Origin of the sequence: Parabacteroides sp. TM07-1AC, from assembly GCF_003480915.1 — a bacterium.
GTDB lineage: Bacteria > Bacteroidota > Bacteroidia > Bacteroidales > Tannerellaceae > Parabacteroides > Parabacteroides chongii.
This window is the reverse complement of sequence record NZ_QUKD01000002.1, coordinates 610,982-633,547: the sequence shown is the minus strand read 5'-3', so window position 1 is coordinate 633,547 and position 22,566 is coordinate 610,982. Positions and strand designations below refer to the sequence as shown.

The window sequence follows — 22,566 nt, the reverse complement described above, 5'->3', positions numbered from 1 at the left end:
TTATAACTTGAAATTCTGCTTTCTGAACTCTAGTGGAGAAACCCCCATCACATTGGAAAACGTACGGGAGAAGTATTGAGACTCTTTAAAGCCAAGCTTGTGAGCAATCTGATTCACCTTCATATCTGTCTGGATCAGGAGCTTGCAGGCTTTGTCTATTTTCAGACGGATGAAATAGTCCATTGGGGGATGTCCGATCTCTTTGACAAATTTACGGTAGAAGTAGGATTCCGAATAACCGCAGAAGTTGGCAAAGTCCGTAATCTTCAGGTTCGATTCGATATTATCATTCATGAAATGTACCACACGGTTGATTATGTTTTCCGAATATTCCTTTTGGCGGAACTGCTTGCGATAAATATTGATAAAAAGGAACGATCCCAGGAAATGAGCAAAACATAGATTGGCATAATGCATATGATCCATGTCCGTACTCTCATTCAGAGTATTGAACATCTCTTCAAACAAATCGATCCGTTCCTCTATCCGCGACTGTGCTGAGGGAGGAACCGACGTCGGCTTATCGAAACGGGAGGAGAAAAGAGGCGCTTTGCTTCCTCTGAAATGTAACCAGTAAATAGTCCAGGGATTTTCTTCGTCTGCTCCGTAAGCATGCGGAATGTGGCGTGGAAGTATGATGAATTGATTAGCCTCCAGCATTTTCCGTTTCCCGTATAATTCGACCCATCCCCGTCCGTCCTTGCAATAAATGAACAGATATTCGTCACATCCTTCGGGACGGTTTATATAATGGTGGGAAGCACGCGCAAAAAAGCCCATGGAATAAAGATACAGGTCGCCTGTGAGGGGACTGTCTTCCATCAGATTGATCATAGGGATCGGCAGATAGATGAAACGTTCGCCGGAAAAACCAAGTTCTACTTTTGCCATAATACATATAATAATCGGGTTGACACTGTAAAGTAAGCAATAATAATCCACGGAATAAGCAATTATTTGCTATTTATTATCGAAATGGTTATTTATATTTTTGTTTTAACTTACACTTCATGTGCAGTATAGAAAAACAAACGATATCATGAAAAGAAAAACAATGCTGTTATGCCTATCCCTAAGTTGTAGTTTAGGCATTCATTCTCTGGCGGCCACGTCAGATTTTCCTTACAAAAATCCGAAATTATCCGTAGAACAACGCGTCAGTGATTTGCTGGGACGTATGACGTTGGAAGAAAAAGTAGGCCAGTTGAATATGAAAAGTCTGAACCGGCTGAAAATAGACAAAAAGGGAAAGGTGACGGTCGGTTCCTTGGATTCCCTTTTCAATGGTGAGAGTATCGGTTGCCTGGAAAGTCCCTTTATCGAACACGAAAAGATTGCGGTTTATTCGGAAGCAGCCGACCAATATCTGCGGACAAAGACCCGGTTGGGTATCCCCGCCATTCAGATTGCCGAGTGCTTGCACGGACATATGGCACTGGGGGCAACTATTTTCCCTCAATCGATCGGCTTGGGCTCGACATGGAATCCGGAGTTGATCCAGGAAATGGCTGGCGTGATAGCCGAGGAAGCCCTGCTCGCCGGTGTGGATCAGGCTCTTTCTCCTTTGTTCGACATAGCCAGGGATCCCCGCTATGGACGTGTCGAAGAATGCTATGGGGAGGACCCTTATCTGGTAAAGGAGATGGGGGTAGCTTTCGTGAAAGGGTTACAAGGTGAGCCGGTACAGTCCGCAAAGGGGATAGCTCCCGGGAAGCTGGCAGCTATGGGAAAGCACTTTGTTGCCTATTCCAAACCGGAAGCCGGAATTAATATTGCTCCGGCATTGGTTGGAGAAAGAGAATTGAGGGAAGATCACCTGTATCCTTTTGAGGCAGCAGTGAAAGAGGCTAATATCTATAGTATTATGCCTGGTTACCATGAGATAGACGGTGTGCCTATTCATGCCAGTAAATGGTTGTTGAAGGATGTACTTCGCGATGAATGGGGATTCAAAGGATATATCTTCTCTGACTATGGGGCTATAGGCATGATGAATTATCTCCACCATACAGCCGACGGACCAAAGGAAACAGGCTTTCAGGCCATAACAGCCGGAGTGGATGTGGAAGCTCCCAGTGCATACGGATATAAACATTTGGTAGAACTTGTCAAGGAGGGTCGGTTACCTGAGTCGGTTATCGACGAGCGTGTAAGGTGTGTTCTTACGATGAAATTTAAAATGGGGTTGTTCGATCGTCCCTTTAAAGTGCATAAAAACGATCAACAGAAAGTCCATACGAAGGAAAATGTGGATTTGGCAAGGCGTATAGCTGAGGAGTCTATTGTTTTGTTACAAAATAATGATAACATACTGCCATTGGATAAAAGCAAACTGAAATCTTTGGCTGTGATCGGTCCGAATGCCGATAAAGTGCAGTTTGGTGATTACAGTCCTACAAAAAATAACGACTATGGTGTTACTGTCCTTCAGGGATTAAGGGAATACCTAGGGGATGAGGTAAAGGTCAATTACGCTCTCGGCTGTGGTATCACATCGTTGTTTACCGACAGTATCGCTTCGGCAGTAGAGATTGCAAAGAATAGTGATGCGGTTGTTTTGGTGCTGGGTGGTACAAGCCAAACACTTTCGGGTATTGGCTGGGGTGATGAAAACTCCAAAGAACTGGCTACGTGCGGTGAAGGCTATGATCGTAACGAATTGGATTTTCCAGGTGTTCAGCCACAACTGCTCGAAGCCGTTGCCGCTACCGGTAAACCGATCGTGCTTGTGATGATAAACGGTCGTCCGCTGACGATTGGTGAAGAGGCGAAGAAGGTGAATGCGGTTGTCGAAGCCTGGTATCCGGGAGAGAGAGGTGGAGAGGCTGTAGCGCGTATACTGTTTGGAGAGGTCAATCCTTCCGGTCGTCTTAGCATGACCTTTCCTCCAACGACAGGGCATATACCTATGTATGCTGCTCAGAAACCATCTGCCAGAGGGTTCTACAAGAGTCCGGGTACGCCGGAAAATCCCGGTCGTGATTATGTCTTTGCACATCCGAAACCCTTGTTCTGCTTTGGTCATGGTATGAGCTATACTACATTCGAATATAAAAACATGCATATAAAAGAAGCGGACGATGTGGTGAAGGTTACTTGCGAACTAGCCAACACAGGTAAGCGTGACGGGGCAGAGGTCACGCAGTTATACATCCGTGATATGGTGAGTAGCACCAGTACGTCGCTAAAGGCTCTTAAAGCTTTTAAGAAAGTATATCTTAAAGCTGGTGAGACAAAGACAATCGAGCTTGTCGTGAAAAAGGAAGATCTGAAGGTATGGAATCCGGAGATGAAGAAAGTATTGGAGCCGGGCGAGTTTAAGGTGATGATAGGTTCTTCGGTTGAGGATATCAGGTTGGATGGCAGTTTTGAGGTGATGTAAACGAGATATCGCAAGATAGTACAAGTAAACAATAATAATGTCTATTGTACAGTAAGTAAGAACGTCTTTATTTTGTATGATAAATAAATTGCTAATCTAATAAGTAGTATAATGAAAAAGCGAATAGGAATCTGTTTATTGATATCAGCGTTATCTGCCACCGTTCAGGCTGACATAAAACCCGGTGCGATCGATTATATCGTACGCCCGCTTTACGGTTACAGGGCCGACGGTGCACCCGGACGTATTGTAACGGTTCGGTTGAAAGGAGAGGAACTGAAAGGTGATCTTTCGGTCGAAGTGATAACCAAGGGGAAAACAGAAAAGAACCATTTTGTATTGAATGCGAAAGACTCGACAGAAGTAGATGTTATGTTACCTGCCACAGTACCTACAGAGAAGAAGTCGGAAGTCACATTTGTCCTCCGTGGGGCGGATAAGACATACAAGCAAAAGGTCAGTATTACCCCTATGCGTCACTGGAATGTTTATCTGTACAACCATGCCCACGTGGATATAGGTTATACAAATACGCATAAGAACGTAGAGCAGCTTCATAAAAACAATATCATTGAAGGAATAAAACTGGCGGAAGAGACGAAGAATCATCCCGACGGTGCCCGTTTTGTCTGGAATCCGGAAGTAGGCTGGCCTATGGAGCGGTTGTGGCAATCCAATCCGGAGATGCGGGATGAACTGGTTGAGTCCATGAAGAAAGGGCAGATATGTTTGGATGCCAGCTATCTGAATCTGAATACCAGTACCTGTGCCGATGAGGAATTGTTCCATGTCTTCAAGTTTACCCGCGAGATGCAACGGTTGAGCGGAGTTCCTTCGGATGTTTTCCAGCAGTTCGATATACCGGGTATGTCGTGGGGATTGATTCCGGTCATGGCACAGGAGGGTGTTAAGTATATTATCTCATGGCCGAATACTGACCGCGCAGGAAATGCTCATAAGAATATGGATGGAAAACCCTTTTGGTGGGTAGGTCCCGACGGCAAGTCGAAAGTCTTGTTCCTTCAGCCGGGCGGTTATGCTAATAGCGGCAGTATGGGAAAAGGCGGAGAGACCGGACGTCCGTGGTTCGGACAACGTGACCCGGCAAAAGTGCCGAAAGTGATCCGTATGGGATATGCCAATGTCGATTTTACCGAGAAACTGACGGTGTTGGAAAAAGAGAATTATCCGTATGATTATACCGTTCTTTCCTGGTCGTTGTGGGATAATAATCCGCTGGATGCCGATGTCCCTTTTGCGGTGAAAGAGTGGAATGAGAAATATGCTTATCCGAAAATCATTATCAGCGGCGGTCATGAAATCATGTCGATGATAGAAGAGAAGTACGGTGACCAGTTGCCGGTCGTTTCCGGTGACTATACCGAATACTGGACGGACGGTCTGGGTACGGCTGCTGGCCTGACAGCCAAGAACCGGAATGCCAAGGAGAAATTGGTGCAGGCAGAAACAATTTGGTCCATGCTGGCAGACGGAGGAAAAGCTCCGCGCGAAGATTTCGATGAGGCCTGGCGTTATATCCTGTTAGGTTCGGAACATACCTGGTGTTTTGAGAACCCAACCGAACCCTATTTCCAGGATGCCATCTGGAAAGTGAAACAGTCTTACTTCCATGAAGCCGAAGACCGTTCGATCGATATGCTGGATGAATCGCTGGCTCCTGCCACGGATAAGTCGAATGGGGCATTGGGGCCTAAGGAAGGTCCGTCAAACGGAGGTATCGCTGTCTTTAATACGCATTCATGGCCGCAGAGCGGTGTGATTAGGCTGACGGCAAAAGAAAGTCTGAAAGGGGATAAAGTAGTCGATCAGAATGGTAAAGAGCTTCTTTCCCAACGTCTTTCTACCGGTGAGTTGTTGGTCTATGTGCCGGAAGTACCTGCACTGAGTTCCCGTCATTTCCGTGTAGTGGAAGGCAAATGCTCTTTGTCGGGCAGTTGTAAAATAGAAGGAACGACACTGAAGAACGATTGTCTGACGGTTCATGTGGATCGGGCAACCGGTAATATAGTTTCTTTATTGAAGAAAGGTTCTGAATATAACTATATCGCCCAGGGAGCCAATACCTTCTCCTGGTTACCGGCGAATGTGGATGCTCCGCAAGCGGATACGGTATTGTCTGTATCCGTCGTCGAAGAAGGTCCTTTGGCTGTAGAACTGTGTGTAACATCGAAGGCAACCGGTTGTCGGAGTGTCTCCCGTTCTGTCCGTTTGCAGGCTGGGCAGCCGTGGGTGGAAATCTCCAATGTCGTAGATAAATTGCCTTTGGTGGAGAAAGACGGCATTCATTTTGGCTTTGCCTTCAATCTACCGAATTCAAAGACTCGCGTGGATATTCCGTGGGGCGTGATGGAAGTGGAGAAAGACCAGTGGCCGCAAGGTAACCGTAACTGGCTGGCGATGCAACGATGGCTGGATGTTTCGAATGCGACACATGGCGTGACCTGGTGTTCACTGGATGCTCCATTGTTTGAATATGGCGATCGTTATGCCAATATCGCAATGGGCTGGGGAGGCCAGGGAAACTGGGTAACCAAACTTGAACCCAGTTCAACAGTCTATTCCTGGGCGATGAATAATCACTGGCATACCAACTTCCCGTTGACACAGGATGGTCCTGTTCAGTTCCGTTATCGTTTGTATCCGCACAAAGCCTACGATGTGGTAGAAGCCAACCGTTTCGGTATGGAACAGTCTCAGCCGCTGGTATATGTTACGGCCGACAAAGATCCGCAGGTACAGCCTTTGATCGCTATCGACAACCAGAAGGTTTACTCGACAATTATCAAGTCCCTGGAAACCGATCATACTTTGATCGTCCGTCTCCGTTCCCTGTCCGACAAGGAGGAAAGTGTAAAACTATCTTTTCCTAATAAGACCCCGGCACGTGTCTCTGTCTGCGATCGGGAGGAGATAGCCGGAGAAAGAACTGACGGCAATTTGGTAATGGCTCCGTACGGACAAATCACATTGAGATTGGAATACTAAGAAGCGTTTTTTGAGATAGTAGTGCTAGCAGGGGTAGCACAGTAGTGTTACCCTATTCAGGACAGTAGTGTTAGGAGTCCCCACACTACTGTCCTATTTTTGTAAGTTAGTAAGTATACTCCCGTGCTGTCTGAATCATTGCGAACAGGTTCTCAGAAGGTGTTGTTGAGGGAATGGCACAACCGGCATTTAATATAAATCGGGGATTGTCTTTGAATATGTCTAGTAATTCTGAGGTCTTTTCTCTAACTAACTGAGGTGTACCGAATGCCAGTACTCCGGCTGGATCAATATTTCCGGCAAAAACTGTTGTTCCACGCATTTTTTCTTCCGCCAGATGGATGTTCGTTTTATAATCCAGTTCCAGTACATCAGCTCCACATGTAATCATTTGATCGATAATAATATCCGTATTACCACAAATATGTAACAGATATGGGATTTCCAATTGATGAGCGTATTCACAAACTTTCTTTTCGTATGGGAGTGCGAACCTTCCGTACATATCAGGAGATAACATAGAAGGACCGGCCGGACTATCACCGTTTGAAACCATATCGGCTCCGGCTTCTTTCATCATTCGAATAAATTGTGAAGTCGCTTCATAACAATAGTCCAGTAGTGCAAAAACAGATTCTTCCTCTTCCAGGCATAAGTCTATCATCATATTCTCTACGCCGCGGAGCATTGTCGCCAACGAGAATGGTGCCTGGTCACAATTCCCACGTATATAAATTTCACCTTTGAAGTGAGTTTTTAATAAGGTTACAGCTTCACACCAGATATTTGCGTATCGGTAACTTTGTATGTCTACCGGTTTTAATTGACCGACTTCAGCCAATGATGCTAAGATTCCTTCATGAGAGCGAGCCGGCTCTGTCTCCGGAAAGTCGACGTTTACGCCACACGCACCAGCGAGTGTAACCGTGTCGATATCTACTACAACACCGTCATATTGATATTTTTCTACGGCACGGATAAAGCATTCGGCTATCACTCGTGGGTCGTTGCGGAACTGTTCCATCGTGTATCCGGCTTCGCTGACAGCTAGCATAAAATTGTGCAGCATTATTGGGGTTTTGTCCGGTTGCTTGCCGGAAAGAGCCGCTTGGATTCTTTCGTATCCTGTCATGTTAATTCTATTTATGAGTTTTCTTTTTCGATTTCTTCCAGTGATTTGTTTCTTGTTTCAAACAGATATTTCTTAAAGAAAAAGTATCCGGCGAGGGTTGTAATAGAGAAGAACGCAAAACAATATCCTCCGCCATTCGGTAATGCTCCGGTTGCAATAGGGAACAGAAATGAGATTCCTCCGTTCACGATCCAGTTTGAGAGAGAGCCAATCGACATACCTTGCGACCGGATGCTATTCGGGAATATTTCTCCCAATAAAACCCAGGAAACAGCTCCCATGGAAGAGGCAAATAGGGCAACGAAACTTACCAGAGACACTAATAATATCCACGCCGGGAATCCTGTATTGAAATAAGATAATGCTAATACTGCCAGCACAATGGACATACCAGCCGTACCGAAGAGAAGGAGCTTCCTTCGTCCCAATTTATCTATCAAAGATTTTGCCAGTAAAGTAAATGTCAGATTAGTCAAGCCGATGATAACTGTTTGCCCGATAGCAGCGTCTGTTGAAAATCCTGCAGCTCTGAATATATCGGTCGCATAATACATGACGATGGCTATACCGGATAATTGACTGAAAACACCGACCGCAATGCCTATCAGCATGAATTGTAGATTGGGCTTTCTGAATAAAGGTATGTGCACTTGTTTATTAGGATCTTGTTTATGGAGAGAGGTTTGTATCTCCTTGATTAATCTCCTGCTAGTTTCTGGTGAATTATATCCGGATAATACAACTTCTGCTTCTTGTATATATTCTCGCTGAACAAGCCATCGGGGACTGCGCTGTGCTTTAAGTAATAATAAAAAGAAAAGCCCGGAAGGAATAGCCATCGATAAAAACATATAACGCCAGTTATGTTCCCCAGTGTCAATTAATAGATAATCGACGAAGAAAGCTGCTAATATACCGACGACAACTCCTAATTGAAAGTTGATGGTTGAGCTACCTCGTTTTTCGGGCGGTGTGATTTCCGAAAGATAAATAGGCATTGTAACGGAAACTACTCCAACGGCAATACCTCCTAATATTCTGGCAATGACGAACATTGTAAAGTCATAGGCGAATCCGGTTCCCAATGAAGATATAAAAAATAATAAAGCTGCCATTTTCATTGTATCTCTGCGACCAAACTTATCAGTAGGCCAGCTGGCAAATGTCGCTCCAATGATACATCCAACTAGACCGGAACTGACCGACCAGCCGACCATAGCATCCGACAGATTGAAATGAGAAGTAAAAAACGGCATAGCTCCATTAATTACAGCTGTATCGTAACCGAAAAGCATTCCGCCCAGTATGGCTATCCAAAAATATAAGATATGTGTCTTCATGGAATTATTTTTTCACAAAAGTAACTCCAATGGATTAATTTATATTTAAATACTGTATTATAGCACTATTTTGAAGTATTGTTTTTCTTTTTATGAAAAGTGGGAGAATAACCATTGTATTGTTTGAATACAGTGGAGAAATAAGCAGGCGAAGAAAAACCGAGATCATAAGCGATGTCTTTGATTGAGAATTTGCTATCTTCCATCATTTCGTGTGCTTTTTCTATTTTTTTACGGATGATGTATTCGGAAGGAGGTATACCTGTTTCTTCTTTAAACAGATGTTTGAACCTGGATACGGAGAGATTACATTTATCTGCAAGAAATTCCAGATCCAGTATTTCAAAGAGGTTTTCATCTATATAATAGATGATTTTTGTTATGCGGTCACTGTATGCCCTCCCTGAACTTTTTTCTCCAGCATGTATGATGTGAAGTAAAAGGGATACGAGTAGATTGTTTAGCTCCATCTTACTTAGAGGATCTTTGTTTTGAAAGTAAATTTGTATGATTTTTTGAAGCAAACGCTCACATTCACTTCCTCCTTTGAAGAGTCGTTTAGGCAGTTGCAACAGTCTGGAAAATAGTTCAAAGGCATCCGGATAGTTTAATCCTAAATAATCTTTTTCCTCTTCAGGTCTTTTCAGAACCATCCAGTAAAGAACGCCTTTTTCTTCAGGAACCTCACCTGTTCCATGTATTTCATTGGGAAAAGCAATGAAAATGTCTCCTCCATATAATCTGAATGTGTTGTTGCCAACGAAGTATTCCTGACTTCCTTTTGCCAAATAACAAATTTCGATCATATCCGAGTGGGTATGAGTGGGAAGTATCGTTTGCGTGTTAACATAATTATATCTGCCAAATTCGTCAAAAACTTCTATCCCATGTTTTTTCATGTCTAATATCAAACGGCTGATTTCTCTGTTTCTCATCTATGTCATCGATTTTAAGGATATGTACGGGACAAATATAGCAAGAAAGTAAGAATAGAAGTATTTATCTGAAAAAAACATTCAAAATAGTGCTATGATATTTCTTTGAATCCATAAGTCATTCACTAGCTCTACATTTGCGAATGTAAATCATATTATCATGAAACAGGAAGAACTAAAATCTTCCATAAAAACACTATTATGCAAAACAAATTAAAAGGCTGGATCGCACCTAATACAGTGACAAAAGATCCTAATGACAAAATTCTTATTTTGGATGCTGCCGGTAATGTCGAACTGGAACAAATCTACAAAGAAATGCGTGAAGAAGATACGGGATTACGACAAGAGACTTTGGTTCATGTTGTTAATCTTTACGAACGTATTGTCTCTCGTTTTTTGATGAATGGCTATAATGTGAGTACTGGATTGTTTTATGCAGTTCCCCGTTTTACAGGTTTGATAGAAGGTGGACGTTGGAATCCGGATAAAAATAGTATTTACGTTTCTTTTAACCAGAACAAAGTTCTGCGTGAAGAAATCGCGAAGACAGAGGTGGTTATACAGGGTGAAAAGAATGATGTGATGTATATCCTTGAAACCGAAGATAAAAAGACAGGACTGAAAGACGGTCGGATGTCGCCGGGACGCAACTTTGTTATTCGTGGTTCACATATAAAAGTGGTAGGTGAAGATGCTTCAGTCGGGGTTACGTTCCGTAAAAAAGCCGATGACACGACCGTCAAACTGGAAGAGGATATGTTTGGAACAAACAATCCATCCGAACTGATATTCATTGTTCCATCCGAATTGGCAGATGGCGATTACGAATTGACAATAACTACTCAATACACTAAGAATAGTGGCTTATTATTAAAAGTACCGCGATCGGTGTCTGTACCGGTGTATGTGGGCGAGAAATCGGATGAAGAAGATGATCGTCCGGTGATAGAATAATCGGACTTTATAGATTAACATAGACTTCGCTATTTCCATGGGGTTGACTCCATACCGGAGTTAGTTCTAAGGAAGGTGGAGAGTGAATACTAAGGAAGAGGCAGAGTAATATTGAAAAATATAAGTCTGTAACAAATAGCAATAAAAGAACGATCGTTCTTTTATCATGCAGTAATCCTGCATGATAAAAGAACGATCGTTCTTTTATCATGCAGTAATCCTGCATGATAAAAAATATAACTATATGATATCGAATATCAATTTTTAAATTAATAAACAATGAAAAAAACGACTTTGTTAATTTTTTCCATTCCTTTGTTTCTGAGCAATGCTTTTCCGTCAATGGCGGATAATAACATTGGTTTTGATAAAAAGGATGTGACAATGTCCGCTCAAGATGGTAGGACTGTGGTAGGGAAAGTAACTGATGTATTGGGTGAACCGATGATTGGTGTGACTGTTTTCTTAAAAAACGATCCGGGAAAAGGAACGATTACTGATGTAGATGGAAACTTCTCTATCAACGTACCTGATGGAATGGAAGTGGTTTTTTCCAGTATCGGTTATGTTACCCAAACATTGAAGGTAAAATCTAGTAAGCTTGATGTTGTAATGAAAGAAGATACACAAAAATTGGACGAAGTGGTAGTTGTCGGGTATGGTACGACAACTAAACGTTCGATGATTGCTTCGGTGGCATCAGTAAAATCAGAAGAATTGTCTACTTTACCAATTGCTAATATGTCAAAAGGTTTGGCCGGACGTGCTCCTGGTTTGATTGTAAAATCATCTGGGGGGGGTATTAATAATAAAGCGCAAATCAGTATTCGTGGTGGTAGTACACCGTTGGTAGTTATTGACGGGGTTATTCGTAATTATGATGACTTTATCCAAATGCCTTCAGAAGATATAGAATCGCTGAGTTTATTGAAAGATGCTTCGGCTACGGCGGTGTATGGTTCGCGTGCAGCCGATGGTATTATTCAGATAACAACCAAAAAGGGTAAAGAAGGAAAACCTTATATAGAATATGGTTTAAATATGAGTTTCTCTCAACCTGCTCATTGGGAAGAACCTTTGGATTCCTGGGAGCGTGCCGAATATGCAAATATAGCGAAACGTAATGATGGTCTTCCTGATTCTTTTAGTGCAGAACGTATCCAGAAAATGCGTGACGGTAGCGATCTACAGCAAAACAGTAATACCAAATGGCGAGATTTGATGCTTAGAAACTTTGCTCCACAATATCAACATAGCGTACGAATGTCGGGTGGTACAGATATAAATAAATACTATGTTTCATTGAGTCATTTAGATCAGGAATCGTTGTATAAAACAAATACTTATAATATGCAACGTACAAATTTTCGCTTGAGTCAGAGTTCGTTGATTAAAGCTATCGGTTTAAAAGTGTCAACGACATTGGATGGGTATTTACAGAAAGAAAAACATCCAAATACAACTTTTGCAAATTCTCCTGAAGGAATATTTGGTCATATTCAAAATACATCTCCATTGCTTCCAGGATTTAATAAAGATGGATTACCTTATAATTTTTTAGGCAATCCACTTAGTGAAATAGCAAAAGATGCTGGCTATAAGCGTGAAGAAGAAAAAGTAGCCAATGGACATTTGAAACTGGAATGGGATGTACCTTGGGTAAAAGGATTGAATTTGAGTGCAGCTGGAAATTATCGTTATGAATTTAATCCTATCAAATCGTGGCGTAAGGATGGAGCTAAGTATGATTGGGATTCGAAAGAACCAAAATATGATAGTCAGCCTATGTTGACTAACACGACAAAATATGGACATACTTGGACAATGCAGTTCTTTGCTAATTATAACCGTACTTTTGGAAAACATACTGTTAGTGGTTTAGCCGGGTATGAAGAAACGTATGGGTATTCAAATAACTATTGGTTGTCGCGTGAGAATTACCAGTTTTCGATTGACCAGATAGGTCCGGGACCGGAAAGTACTCAAAAGAATGGAGGTAGTGAAAGTGAACAGGGACGTGCTGGATGGATTGGTCAAGTTAAATATAATTTCGATAATAAATATTTTGTAGAAGGTAGTATTCGTTATGATGGGTCTGATAATTTTCCGATAAACCGTCGTTGGGGGACATTCTATTCGGCATCTATTGGCTGGTCTGTAGCGGATGAGGTTTTTATGAAACCATTAGTGGAAAAAAATATTTTCAATCAGTTGAAGTTACGTGCATCTTACGGACAGGTTGGTTTAGATAACTGGGGTGATGAAGATAATGTATATCATATTGGACGATTTGAATATTTGACATCTTATTCTCTGAATACAAAAGGATATGTAGTTAACGGAGTTTACGTCCCTACTTTTTCTGAAGGAGGTATCCCTTCTCCTGATATTTCTTGGTTTACGACTGAACAGGTTGATGTCGGTTTAGATTTCTCATCATTGAACAATCGTTTATATGGTACGGTCGATTATTTTTTTTATAAGACTCATGGTTTTTTGTATGCACCAAATCCGATAGATGTCGGTTATACAGCTCCGTTAGGTATGTCTCTTCCACGTGTGTCGACAGACGGAGAATATCGTCGGGCAGGGTTCGACCTCAATTTGGGATGGCGTGATAGTTATGAGGATTTTACGTATGACTTATCTTTTAATGTGACGAAATTCGATCAACTTTGGGTTTATGACCCTTCAGAATCAGTTTCTAATATTATGAACCCGTATAAAAGAAGTTCACAACAAAAAGGATATTATGGTAATTTATATCAGAACTTAGGTTTTTATACTGATGCTGAAGATGTATATAATAGTGTAAAACCATTAGGGTCTTATGATTTGACAGCCGGAGATATAAAATATAATGACTTTAATGGAGATGGTAAAATAGACGATTCTGATCAAATACGCATGGGAAAAAATAGTTTTCCACGTGCAAACTTTGGCTTAAATATCAAATTGGGTTATAAGGGCTTTTTCTTGAATGCTTTATTCCAAGGTTCTAGCCGATTTGATATGTATGCAGCTAATACAGCTGTTATGGCAGGAGGACAGACTGGAGAAATGCCTGTCATTTACGAATACCAAAAAGATTTTTGGCGTCCAGATAATACGGATGCGCATTATGCTCGTTTGATGTCAAGCCCTGGATTGAATGGAAATAACAATTATTTGTCCAGTGATTTTTGGTTAATCAATGGTGCTTATTTGCGAATGAAGGATTTCTCGTTTGGTTATAATTTCAAACAGTCGTTGTTGAAGAATGTAAATTGGTTGTCGAAAGCGACTTTGGCATTTTCTGGACAAAACTTGTTTACAATCTCTGAGGCATTGAAATATGGTCTTGACCCTGAAAACTCTTCAACGGAACATTATGGGTATCCGAATGAAAGGGCATATGCAATTAGTTTAAGTGTTGGATTTTAATTGAGCATAAAGAAATGAATATATATAAAAAGATAGGTATAATCTGTTTAATGGGAGTGGGTTTATTGACTTCCTGTGATGTGATGGATACAGAACCTTTTGAAACGTATAGTGAAGAGTTGGTTTGGAGTTCTAAAGATATGGCAGATGCGTTTGTTTTGGGAACCTATGGTGATATTATTGGTAATTTTGCTGGAGGGTCAGCTTCTTGGGAGTCTTTAACCCCTAATGGAGCCCAGTGTGATCAAGTAGGGAATCGTATTAATACAACAGCAACAGAAACTGGGCTTAGTGCCAGAACCGATTATAAGTTTGGGCGTTTCGATCAACAGCGCCGTTGTAATATGATTATTGAAAAAACGATGGCTTCAACCATATTTACGGAAGAACAGAAAACAGAATTGATAGGAGAAGCTCATTTTTTACGTGGTCTTTTATATTTTGATATGACTCGTAAAATGGGACGTTTTGTTCCTATAACAAAGGTGCTTACGCTAGATGATAGTGAAGCTTTTAAAACTCCATTGACATCAAGTATCGCAGAAAGTTATAAACTGGTTATGGATGATCTGGATGTTGCAGTAGATGGGTTGCCTGAAACCTCAGAACCTGGACGGGCAAACAAATATGCAGCGTTGGCATTGCGTAGCAGGGTTGCTCTTCAAGCTTATGCTTATACGAAAGATGTTTCTTATTTGGATACAGTGATTTCTTCTGCCAACGAGGTGATCGATTCTGGCAAGTATGAACTTTCTGCTGATTATGAGAGTATATTCAGGAATGATGTCTCACCGAATAATCCGGAGATAATTATGGCCCGCTATTGGTTGAATGATGCGACTACCGTTGGCTCTTTTGATGAAATGATACGGGCATTGCCTTTTTTAGCGAATGACGATTTGGTTAATGGTAGTGCGGATGGTGTTAATACATTGGGGGCAGGTACCCAAATGTTTGGTGCATGGGGAGAATATTGGCCGACACAAGATTTGGTAGATCAGTATTTGGTTACGGATGAAAAAAGCGGAGAGGCAAAAGTCTGGTATGAAACCTCTCAGTATTTAAATAATGTAGAGAATATACCGACAGAAAGTTTGACGGAAGGTTCTATTGAAACATTTAAACGTTTCGATGGTGAATTACGTCATATTCCTACAGCTATAGATTTAATAACTGGACGCTCTGATTATCCATTATTCAAACAGGCTGGAAAGGTAAAAGATAATTCTAATCGTACGATTACGGATATTTTATATCAAAATCGGGATAAACGAATGGATGCGACAATTATCCGTGATCAATCTTCTATTTGGGGATTAACACTGAATACGAAAATGGGAGGATGTGCATCTCAAGGTATTCGTACGAAAGAAGATGGTGGATGGTATACTACTACTACTGGGTATTATTGGAGAAAGAATACGGTGCAGCCAGATCCGAATGCATTTGTTTCTGTAAAAATAAACATGCATTTTGTTATTGCTCGTTTAGGTGAAATGTATATGAATTTGGCTGAAGCCTATTTATTGAAAGGTGACGTGGCTAAAGGGGTTGAGGCTTTGAATGTAACACGTGTGCGGCATGGTGGTTTACCTGCGTCCCAAGCTACTACATTAGAAAATGCATGGGTTGATTATATGCGTGAACGTCGTGTAGAAATGGCTTATGAATGTGGTGATATTTATTTTAGTTATTTACGATGGGGTAAATATGGTGGATATAGTAATTATAATCGTACTCCTGGCGATGTTATTAAAGATTTGAATGCACCTGTTTACAAAATTAGTATAACTAGTGATAGAAAATCGTTTTGCATCAATCAGCTGACTATTTTGAATAGCTGGAATCGTAACTTTACGACACGACGTTATTTATTTCCTATTCCACAGGGGGCAATTGATGAACGAACAGCAGGTGGAGTTGTTGATACTCAAAATGAAGGTTGGTAATATAAATATATAAAGAATATGAAACGAACGGTATTTAATTTATTATTAATGGTAATGATGTTTTCCTTTACATCTTGTTTAACGGGAGGAATGGATGAATTACCTGAATATGAAGATGCGAATATAACTTCTGTAAGTGCAGTTAGGTATCGATATATAAGTGATGAGCAATCTCCGGCCTTTGGACAGAATGTGGTAAAAGAAGTCAATATGACTTATAAATCTGACATAGACATGATGGCTGCTTCAGTGAAAATATCGGTAACGACTCCTGCAAACTTCCCTGAGTCGGAGTTGGCTAATTTGTCAAAGTCAAACTTGTTGGTAGCTGTAGGTTTGTCAACTGCGGCACGTATCAGCCCGACAAATGGTTCTGCCACATTGGGAATCCCTGGTGATTGGAGTAAACCGAACACCTATACAGTGACTGCTGCTAATGGGACAAAGAAAGATTGGACAATTGAGGTTGTAAGTTTGGAAAAATAATCTATTTGCCTTGTTTTTGAGCGAGTAGTCACTTTCTGGTAAGATTTTGGCTACTCGTTTTATTTGCAATTTATTTGAAATAGTGCTACAATATTAGTTTGTACATAATTGGGGTTCTTATTACCTATCTTTGTTAAGAGATAATAAACAAGAAAATATGAATGATAAGCAAAATTCCAGATTAGAATCTTTAGACATTCTTCGAGGATTGGATCTCTTTATATTGGTCTGTTTTCAGCCTGTATTTATGTGCCTTGCTCAAGCATTAGGACGAGATAGTTGGGCTGGCAAGATTTTCCAATCCCTTTTTACGCACGTGGAGTGGGAAGGATTTCATCTTTGGGATCAAATAATGCCCTTGTTCTTGTTTATGGCAGGAACGTCCATTCCTTATGCGTTATCGGAGTATAAACGAGGAGAAGGCAGAACAGGGCAATTGGTTTGGAGAGTGTCGAAAAGGGTTCTTCTACTATGGATATTTGGAGCAATTGTACAAGGAAATTTACTTGACTTGAACATAGATACACTTTATCTCTATACGGATACGTTACAGGCGATAGCAATGGGGTATTTATTTTCTGTCATATTGTATCTTTTACTCTCAATCCGTATCCTGTTTGTTGCTTTTTTGTTGTTGCCGGTTATTTATACTGTCGGTATGTTATTGACAGGAGGCTACCTTCCCGGAGAAAATATAGCAGAGCAGATTGATAGAGCCTTTTTAGGACGTTTCTTGTATGGGGCATCTGTTACCGAAACAGGGGAGATTGTCTTTGCTGATTGGTATCATATCAGCTGGATATATAGTACATTGAACTTTACGGCCACGGTGTTGAGTGGTACATTGACCGGTTGTGTGTTAAAAGCGGATATTTCCAGTAAGCAGAAATTGAGGGTTTTGGGAATAGCGGGTGTGGTTAGTCTGCTTATTGCCGGAGGACTTTCTTTTGTGGAGCCTGTTATTAAACGATTGTGGACGAGTTCGATGATGTTTTTGTCATCTGGAATATCTATTTTATTGATGTTTCTCTTTTATTATTGGGTTGATGTTTGTAAGCGAGGAAAATATTTGAAATGGTTAAAGATTTATGGTATGAATTCCATTTTGGCTTATATGCTTTATAATACCATGAATGCGGTATCATTAAGAGAATATTGGTTACATGGGTTTAAGTACTATTTGGGTGACTATTATCCTGTCTTGTTTGAGTTTGGCCATGTGTTCATGATTTTCTTAATTTTGCACTATTGTTATAAGAACAAAATCTATTTGAAAGTATAAATCATAAATGTATATATGAAACGAATCTTATTTTTGGGCATTTGTCTATTGTTTTTTGCCCAGCAGTCGATGTTGGGAGAAAAGAAATCGTTGGAAGAGGCTTATAAAGTGATTGAACGGGTTACAGGAGAGTCTGATTTGCCGGTTTCCTTTGTGTTGAAGTCGAATAAGAAGAAGTCGGAAGGAAAGACTTTCTTTCAGTATGAGGTCGACAAGGGAGTTTTGAAGATAGAGGGAAGCAGTCCGGTTGCACTTTGTCGGGGCTTTTATGATTTTATTAAAAGTAACCGGTTCGGTATTTATAGTTGGTCCGGAAATAATGTTCGATTTCCTGAGGAGCTGAAAGAGAGTCCCTTGAAACGAGTCGTTTCTCCTTTTGAAAACCATTTTATGTGTAATGTGGTAGTTTATGGATATTCCATGCCTTACTGGGACTGGGCACGTTGGGAGAAAGAGATAGATTGGATGGCATTGCATGGTATTGATATGCCCTTGGCGTTGGTTGGTTATGAAGCGATCTTAGCCCGTGTATGGAAAAAGATGGGACTGACGGATGATGAGATAAATCATTATTTTGTAGGTCCGGCTCATTTACCCTGGATGCGGATGGGGAATATAAGTGGTATTGACGGTCCGTTGAATGAGGACTGGCATCGTCAGCAAATCGCTTTGCAGCACAAAATATTAAAACGGATGAAAGAGTTGGGTATGAAACCCATTTGTCCCGGTTTCCCGGGTTTTATACCGGAAGCCTTTAAACGTATCTATCCTGATCTGGAAATTATCCAGACGCATTGGGGAGGTGCTTTCTGTAACTGGATGATCTCTCCGGAAGAACCTTTGTTCTCTCAGATCGGAACAGCCTTTATTCGTGAATGGGAAAAAGAATTTGGAGCTAATGAACACTACCTGGTGGACAGCTTTAACGAGATGGATATTCCTTTCCCGGCTAAAGGTTCTAAAGAGCGTTACGAACTGCTTGCCTCTTACGGCGACAAAGTGTATCAGTCTATTCGCAAAGGTAATCCGAATGCGGTTTGGACGATGCAGGGTTGGATGTTTGGTTACCAAAGGGATATCTGGGATTATGAAACGTTAGGAGCTTTGGTTTCTAAAGTTCCGGATAACAAAATGCTTTTGTTGGATTTAGCAGTAGATTATAATAAGCATTTTTGGAAATCGGAAGTGAACTGGGAGTTCTATAAAGGTTTCTATAACAAGCCTTGGGTATATAGTGTCATTCCGAATATGGGAGGAAAAACCGGTATGACTGGAGTATTGGACTTTTATGCAAACGGTCATTTGGAAGCCCTGTCTTCTCCAAATAAAGGGCGTTTGAAGGCTCACGGAATGGCACCTGAAGGAATAGAAAACAATGAAGTCATCTATGAATTATTGTCTGATGCTGGCTGGTCGGATAAAGAGATTAATATTCATGAATGGTTGAAGGAGTATTCTTATAACCGTTATGGAGGCTATCCGACAGCCGTTCGTAAATGTTGGGATGCGTTGCTAGAATCTGTCTATGGGACATTTACCGACCATCCTCGCTACAATTGGCAGTTGCGTCCGGGGACAGTTCGGAACGGTTCAATCAATATAAGTGAATCGTTTTTCAAGGCATTGGAATCTTTTGTCAGTGCTTCTGGTCAGCTGAAAGATAACCCTCTTTATTTGGCAGACCTTTCGGAGTTTACAGCCCTTTACCTGGGAGGAAAGGCTGAATTGTTGGTGAAGGCAATAGACTGGCAGTATGAAATAGGAGATACGGTGCGTGCCGTAAAATTTGAAAAGGATTTTGAATATATACTGACGGGAATGGATGCTCTGTTATCTATTCATCCGACATTACGTTTGGAGCGTTGGATCGACTTTGCCCATAAGCAGGCTGTAACTCCTGAACAACATAAACAATATGAAAGAAATGCGAAGCGTATCGTCACGATCTGGGGACCTCCGGTAGATGATTACTCCGCCCGTGTCTGGTCAGGTTTGATCCGTGACTATTATTTGCCGCGTTGGAAACATTATTTCGCAAGCAGAAAAACAGGTACTCGTTTTAACTTTGCCGAATGGGAGAAGACCTGGGTCGAATCGGAAGGTTGTTCTCCACAGACACCTCCTGCCGACATCGTAAATACAGCCCGTTCACTGGTTGATTATGCTGCATTTATAACTCCTTCTTTAATACCTGATGGGAAAAAAGGTCAGTTGGGATCATGGACGGTAGGTGCTAAAAAGACAGAAATCATATCATTTCAGATTCCGGCAGACAGGCTGGATAAACTATCGGCTGTTCGAATAGAAAAGAAAGCCGGGAAAAGTTCGGTCGTTTGCTCCCGTTTGAAACTGGTCGCAGATGGAAAAGTGCTGATAGACGATACTTCAGAAGAAATCCTGCACGGAGATAAATTGAGAATCGTTTATCCGGTAACCTTATCGGATGATATTCGTGGGAATAACGGTGTAGAGCTACAGATACAAATGGAAAATACCGGATTGGAAACGGCTTCAGGACAAGTTTCTCTTATTGGAGAATAATAAGTATTAGGACTATAGTGTTCCTACCATTAGCACTATAGTCCTACCTATTCAGCTCTATAGTGCTACTATGGCTAGCATTATAGTGTTAGTGCGATGAAATCGTCATCTTTTGTCAGATGTGTATAATTAGCAATAATAATCCACAAAATAGGCAACTTTTTGCTATTTTATATCGGAAAAGGACCCTCTATATTTGCATTGTTCTTATAATTGATGTTACAACAACAATCGAAATACCATGAAGAGAAAACAGTTACTTTTTACACTATTCCTGATATGCTGTGCGGCAGTGCAGGCGAAAGAATATCACGTCTCCGTCAAAGGAAACGATGCGAATGAAGGAACCGAAAAAGCTCCTTTCCGGACAATAGGAAAAGCTGCAGAATATGCCTTCCCGGGAGATATAATTACCGTACATGCCGGTACATATCGTGAATGGATCAATCCTCCGAGAGGTGGCGAAAGCGACGAGAAGCGGATTGTTTATCGTGCGGCCCCGGGAGAAAAGGTCGAGATAAAAGGCTCAGAAAGAATCTCCAACTGGACGAAAGAGAAAGACGGTGTTTGGAAAGTAACGATACCGAATACGTTCTTTGGTGATTATAATCCCTATACCGACTTGATCTATGGCGACTGGTTTGACGGTATAGGACGTGAACATCATACCGGTGAAGTGTTCCTGAACAACAAATCGCTTTATGAGAAAGAAACACTGGACAAGGTGTTGCATCCGGCCCCGAATGAAAAGAGCAAAGACAAGGAAGGTTCCACCTACACCTGGTATTGCGAGAATGATGGTGTGAATACGATCATCTGGGCGAATTTCCATAAATACGACCCGAATAAGGAACTAGTGGAAATAAGTACCCGCAATACCTGCTTCTATCCGGAGAAACCGGGTATCGACTACCTGACTATCCAAGGTTTTAACATCAGCCAGGCTGCTACCCAATGGGGTGCTCCCACAGCAGAGCAGATCGGTATGGTAGCCACTCACTGGAATAAAGGTTGGATCATCGAGAATAATGTGATCAGTAACTCCAAATGTTCAGGTATTACATTGGGAAAGGAACGTAAAACCGGACATAACGTCTGGCTGAACGATACGAGTCTCGACGGTTCTCTGCATTACATCGAAGTGACTTTCAATACGATCCGGAATGGCTGGAATCAGGAAAACATCGGTTCGCATATTGTTCGTAACAATGAGATATCCCATTGTGAACAAACCGGTATCTGTGGAAGTATGGGAGCCGCTTTTAGTCTGATCGAAAACAATCATATCCACGATATCTGGGTGAAACGCCAGTTTACCGGTGCCGAGATCGGAGGAATAAAGTTCCATGCGGCAGTAGATACCCGTATTATCCATAATCGTATCCATAACGCAGGCCGTTCCCTTTGGCTGGATTGGATGACACAGGGAACGCGGGTTTCCGGAAACTTGTTTTATGATAATGATTTGGAAGATATCTTCCTGGAAGTAAACCACGGCCCGTTCCTGGTCGACAATAATATCTTCGCTTCACGCCGGAGCATCCTGGAACAATCCCAGGGAGGTGCTTACGTTCACAACCTGATCGCCGGAGATATCTACCGCTACGTAGAACATGGACGGTACACACCTTACTTTTTACCTCATTCGACGGAGGTTGCCGGCCTGTCCATTATCCCCGGTGGGGACGACCGTTATATCAATAACCTCTTTGCTACGACGAATCCGGTGACAGAAGGAGAGAATAAGCGGAAATACGGTTTGGCAGACTATAACAAAACGGTTTATCCGATGATGGTTGAAGGTAATGTTTATTACAACAAAGCCTTACCTTTCGAAGGTGAAAAGAATAGCGTTGTGCTTCCTGACTTCAACCCGAATGTGAAGATCGAAGAAACGGCTGACGGCGTTTATCTGTCTTTATCCGTAAAAGGTTTGAGCGATTTGCAGACCAGCCGTGTCAATACGGAGAGACTGGGAAAAGCCAAACTCCCCAGACAAGCCTATGAGCAACCTGACGGCAGCCCGATTGAAATAGCGACCGACTATCTGGGGAATGCACGTGGAAACCAGCCCAAACCGGGGCCTTTGGAATCCATCAAAGACGGCGAGATCAGAATAAAAGTATGGTAATC

The 22,566-nt window shown here is 41.6% G+C and carries 13 protein-coding genes; 9 read left to right on the top strand and 4 right to left on the bottom strand.

Going from position 1 to position 22,566, the window contains the following annotated elements; genetic code table 11:
* Entirely contained in the window at positions 1 to 891 is an 891-nt protein-coding gene (locus DXD68_RS07220; RefSeq protein WP_122361101.1) for an AraC family transcriptional regulator, read from the bottom strand.
* Between the two features lie 148 nt (positions 892 to 1,039).
* Between DXD68_RS07220 and DXD68_RS07215 the strand changes: the two genes are divergently transcribed.
* Together DXD68_RS07215 and DXD68_RS07210 are read left to right on the top strand one after the other, a co-directional pair.
* Positions 1,040 to 3,382: a glycoside hydrolase family 3 N-terminal domain-containing protein gene (locus DXD68_RS07215; protein WP_122360951.1), complete on the top strand. Its 2,343-nt coding sequence runs from the start codon at positions 1,040 to 1,042 to the stop codon at positions 3,380 to 3,382.
* Positions 3,383 to 3,493: 111 nt separating this feature from the next.
* Positions 3,494 to 6,388, top strand: a complete 2,895-nt coding sequence (locus DXD68_RS07210; protein ID WP_122360950.1) for a glycoside hydrolase family 38 C-terminal domain-containing protein — start codon at positions 3,494 to 3,496, stop codon at positions 6,386 to 6,388.
* A gap of 106 nt (positions 6,389 to 6,494) precedes the next feature.
* Here DXD68_RS07210 and DXD68_RS07205 read toward each other — a convergent pair whose 3' ends face one another.
* From DXD68_RS07205 to DXD68_RS07195, 3 genes are all read right to left on the bottom strand, one after another.
* Positions 6,495 to 7,520, bottom strand: coding sequence for a uroporphyrinogen decarboxylase family protein (locus DXD68_RS07205; protein ID WP_122360949.1), 1,026 nt, complete (start codon positions 7,518 to 7,520; stop codon positions 6,495 to 6,497).
* 11 nt (positions 7,521 to 7,531) lie between these two features.
* Positions 7,532 to 8,860, bottom strand: coding sequence for a sugar porter family MFS transporter (locus tag DXD68_RS07200; RefSeq protein WP_122360948.1), 1,329 nt, complete (start codon positions 8,858 to 8,860; stop codon positions 7,532 to 7,534).
* A 65-nt stretch (positions 8,861 to 8,925) separates the two neighbouring features.
* Entirely contained in the window at positions 8,926 to 9,795 is an 870-nt protein-coding gene (locus DXD68_RS07195) for an AraC family transcriptional regulator (RefSeq protein ID WP_122360947.1), read from the bottom strand.
* Positions 9,796 to 9,996: 201 nt separating this feature from the next.
* Between DXD68_RS07195 and DXD68_RS07190 the strand changes: the two genes are divergently transcribed.
* The 7 genes from DXD68_RS07190 to DXD68_RS07160 all read left to right on the top strand — a co-directional run bounded on the left by DXD68_RS07190 (position 9,997) and on the right by DXD68_RS07160 (position 22,564).
* Positions 9,997 to 10,752, top strand: coding sequence for a DNA-binding domain-containing protein (locus DXD68_RS07190; protein ID WP_122360946.1), 756 nt, complete (start codon positions 9,997 to 9,999; stop codon positions 10,750 to 10,752).
* 279 nt (positions 10,753 to 11,031) lie between these two features.
* Positions 11,032 to 14,175 (top strand): SusC/RagA family TonB-linked outer membrane protein, encoded by a 3,144-nt coding sequence (locus DXD68_RS07185; RefSeq protein WP_122360945.1) that lies wholly within the window; start codon positions 11,032 to 11,034, stop codon positions 14,173 to 14,175.
* A gap of 14 nt (positions 14,176 to 14,189) precedes the next feature.
* The gene (locus DXD68_RS07180; RefSeq protein WP_122360944.1) at positions 14,190 to 16,124 is read left to right on the top strand and encodes a RagB/SusD family nutrient uptake outer membrane protein; all 1,935 of its coding nucleotides are present in this window, start codon (positions 14,190 to 14,192) and stop codon (positions 16,122 to 16,124) included.
* Between the two features lie 18 nt (positions 16,125 to 16,142).
* The gene (locus tag DXD68_RS07175) at positions 16,143 to 16,610 is read left to right on the top strand and encodes a DUF5018-related domain-containing protein (RefSeq protein WP_122360943.1); all 468 of its coding nucleotides are present in this window, start codon (positions 16,143 to 16,145) and stop codon (positions 16,608 to 16,610) included.
* A 157-nt stretch (positions 16,611 to 16,767) separates the two neighbouring features.
* A complete protein-coding gene (locus tag DXD68_RS07170) occupies positions 16,768 to 17,892 on the top strand; it encodes an acyltransferase family protein (RefSeq protein ID WP_122360942.1) in 1,125 nt (374 codons plus the stop codon).
* Positions 17,893 to 17,907: 15 nt separating this feature from the next.
* Positions 17,908 to 20,433, top strand: a complete 2,526-nt coding sequence (locus DXD68_RS07165; RefSeq protein ID WP_233577024.1) for an alpha-N-acetylglucosaminidase — start codon at positions 17,908 to 17,910, stop codon at positions 20,431 to 20,433.
* Between the two features lie 241 nt (positions 20,434 to 20,674).
* Positions 20,675 to 22,564, top strand: coding sequence for a right-handed parallel beta-helix repeat-containing protein (locus DXD68_RS07160; RefSeq protein ID WP_122360941.1), 1,890 nt, complete (start codon positions 20,675 to 20,677; stop codon positions 22,562 to 22,564).
* Positions 22,565 to 22,566 lie beyond the last annotated feature (2 nt).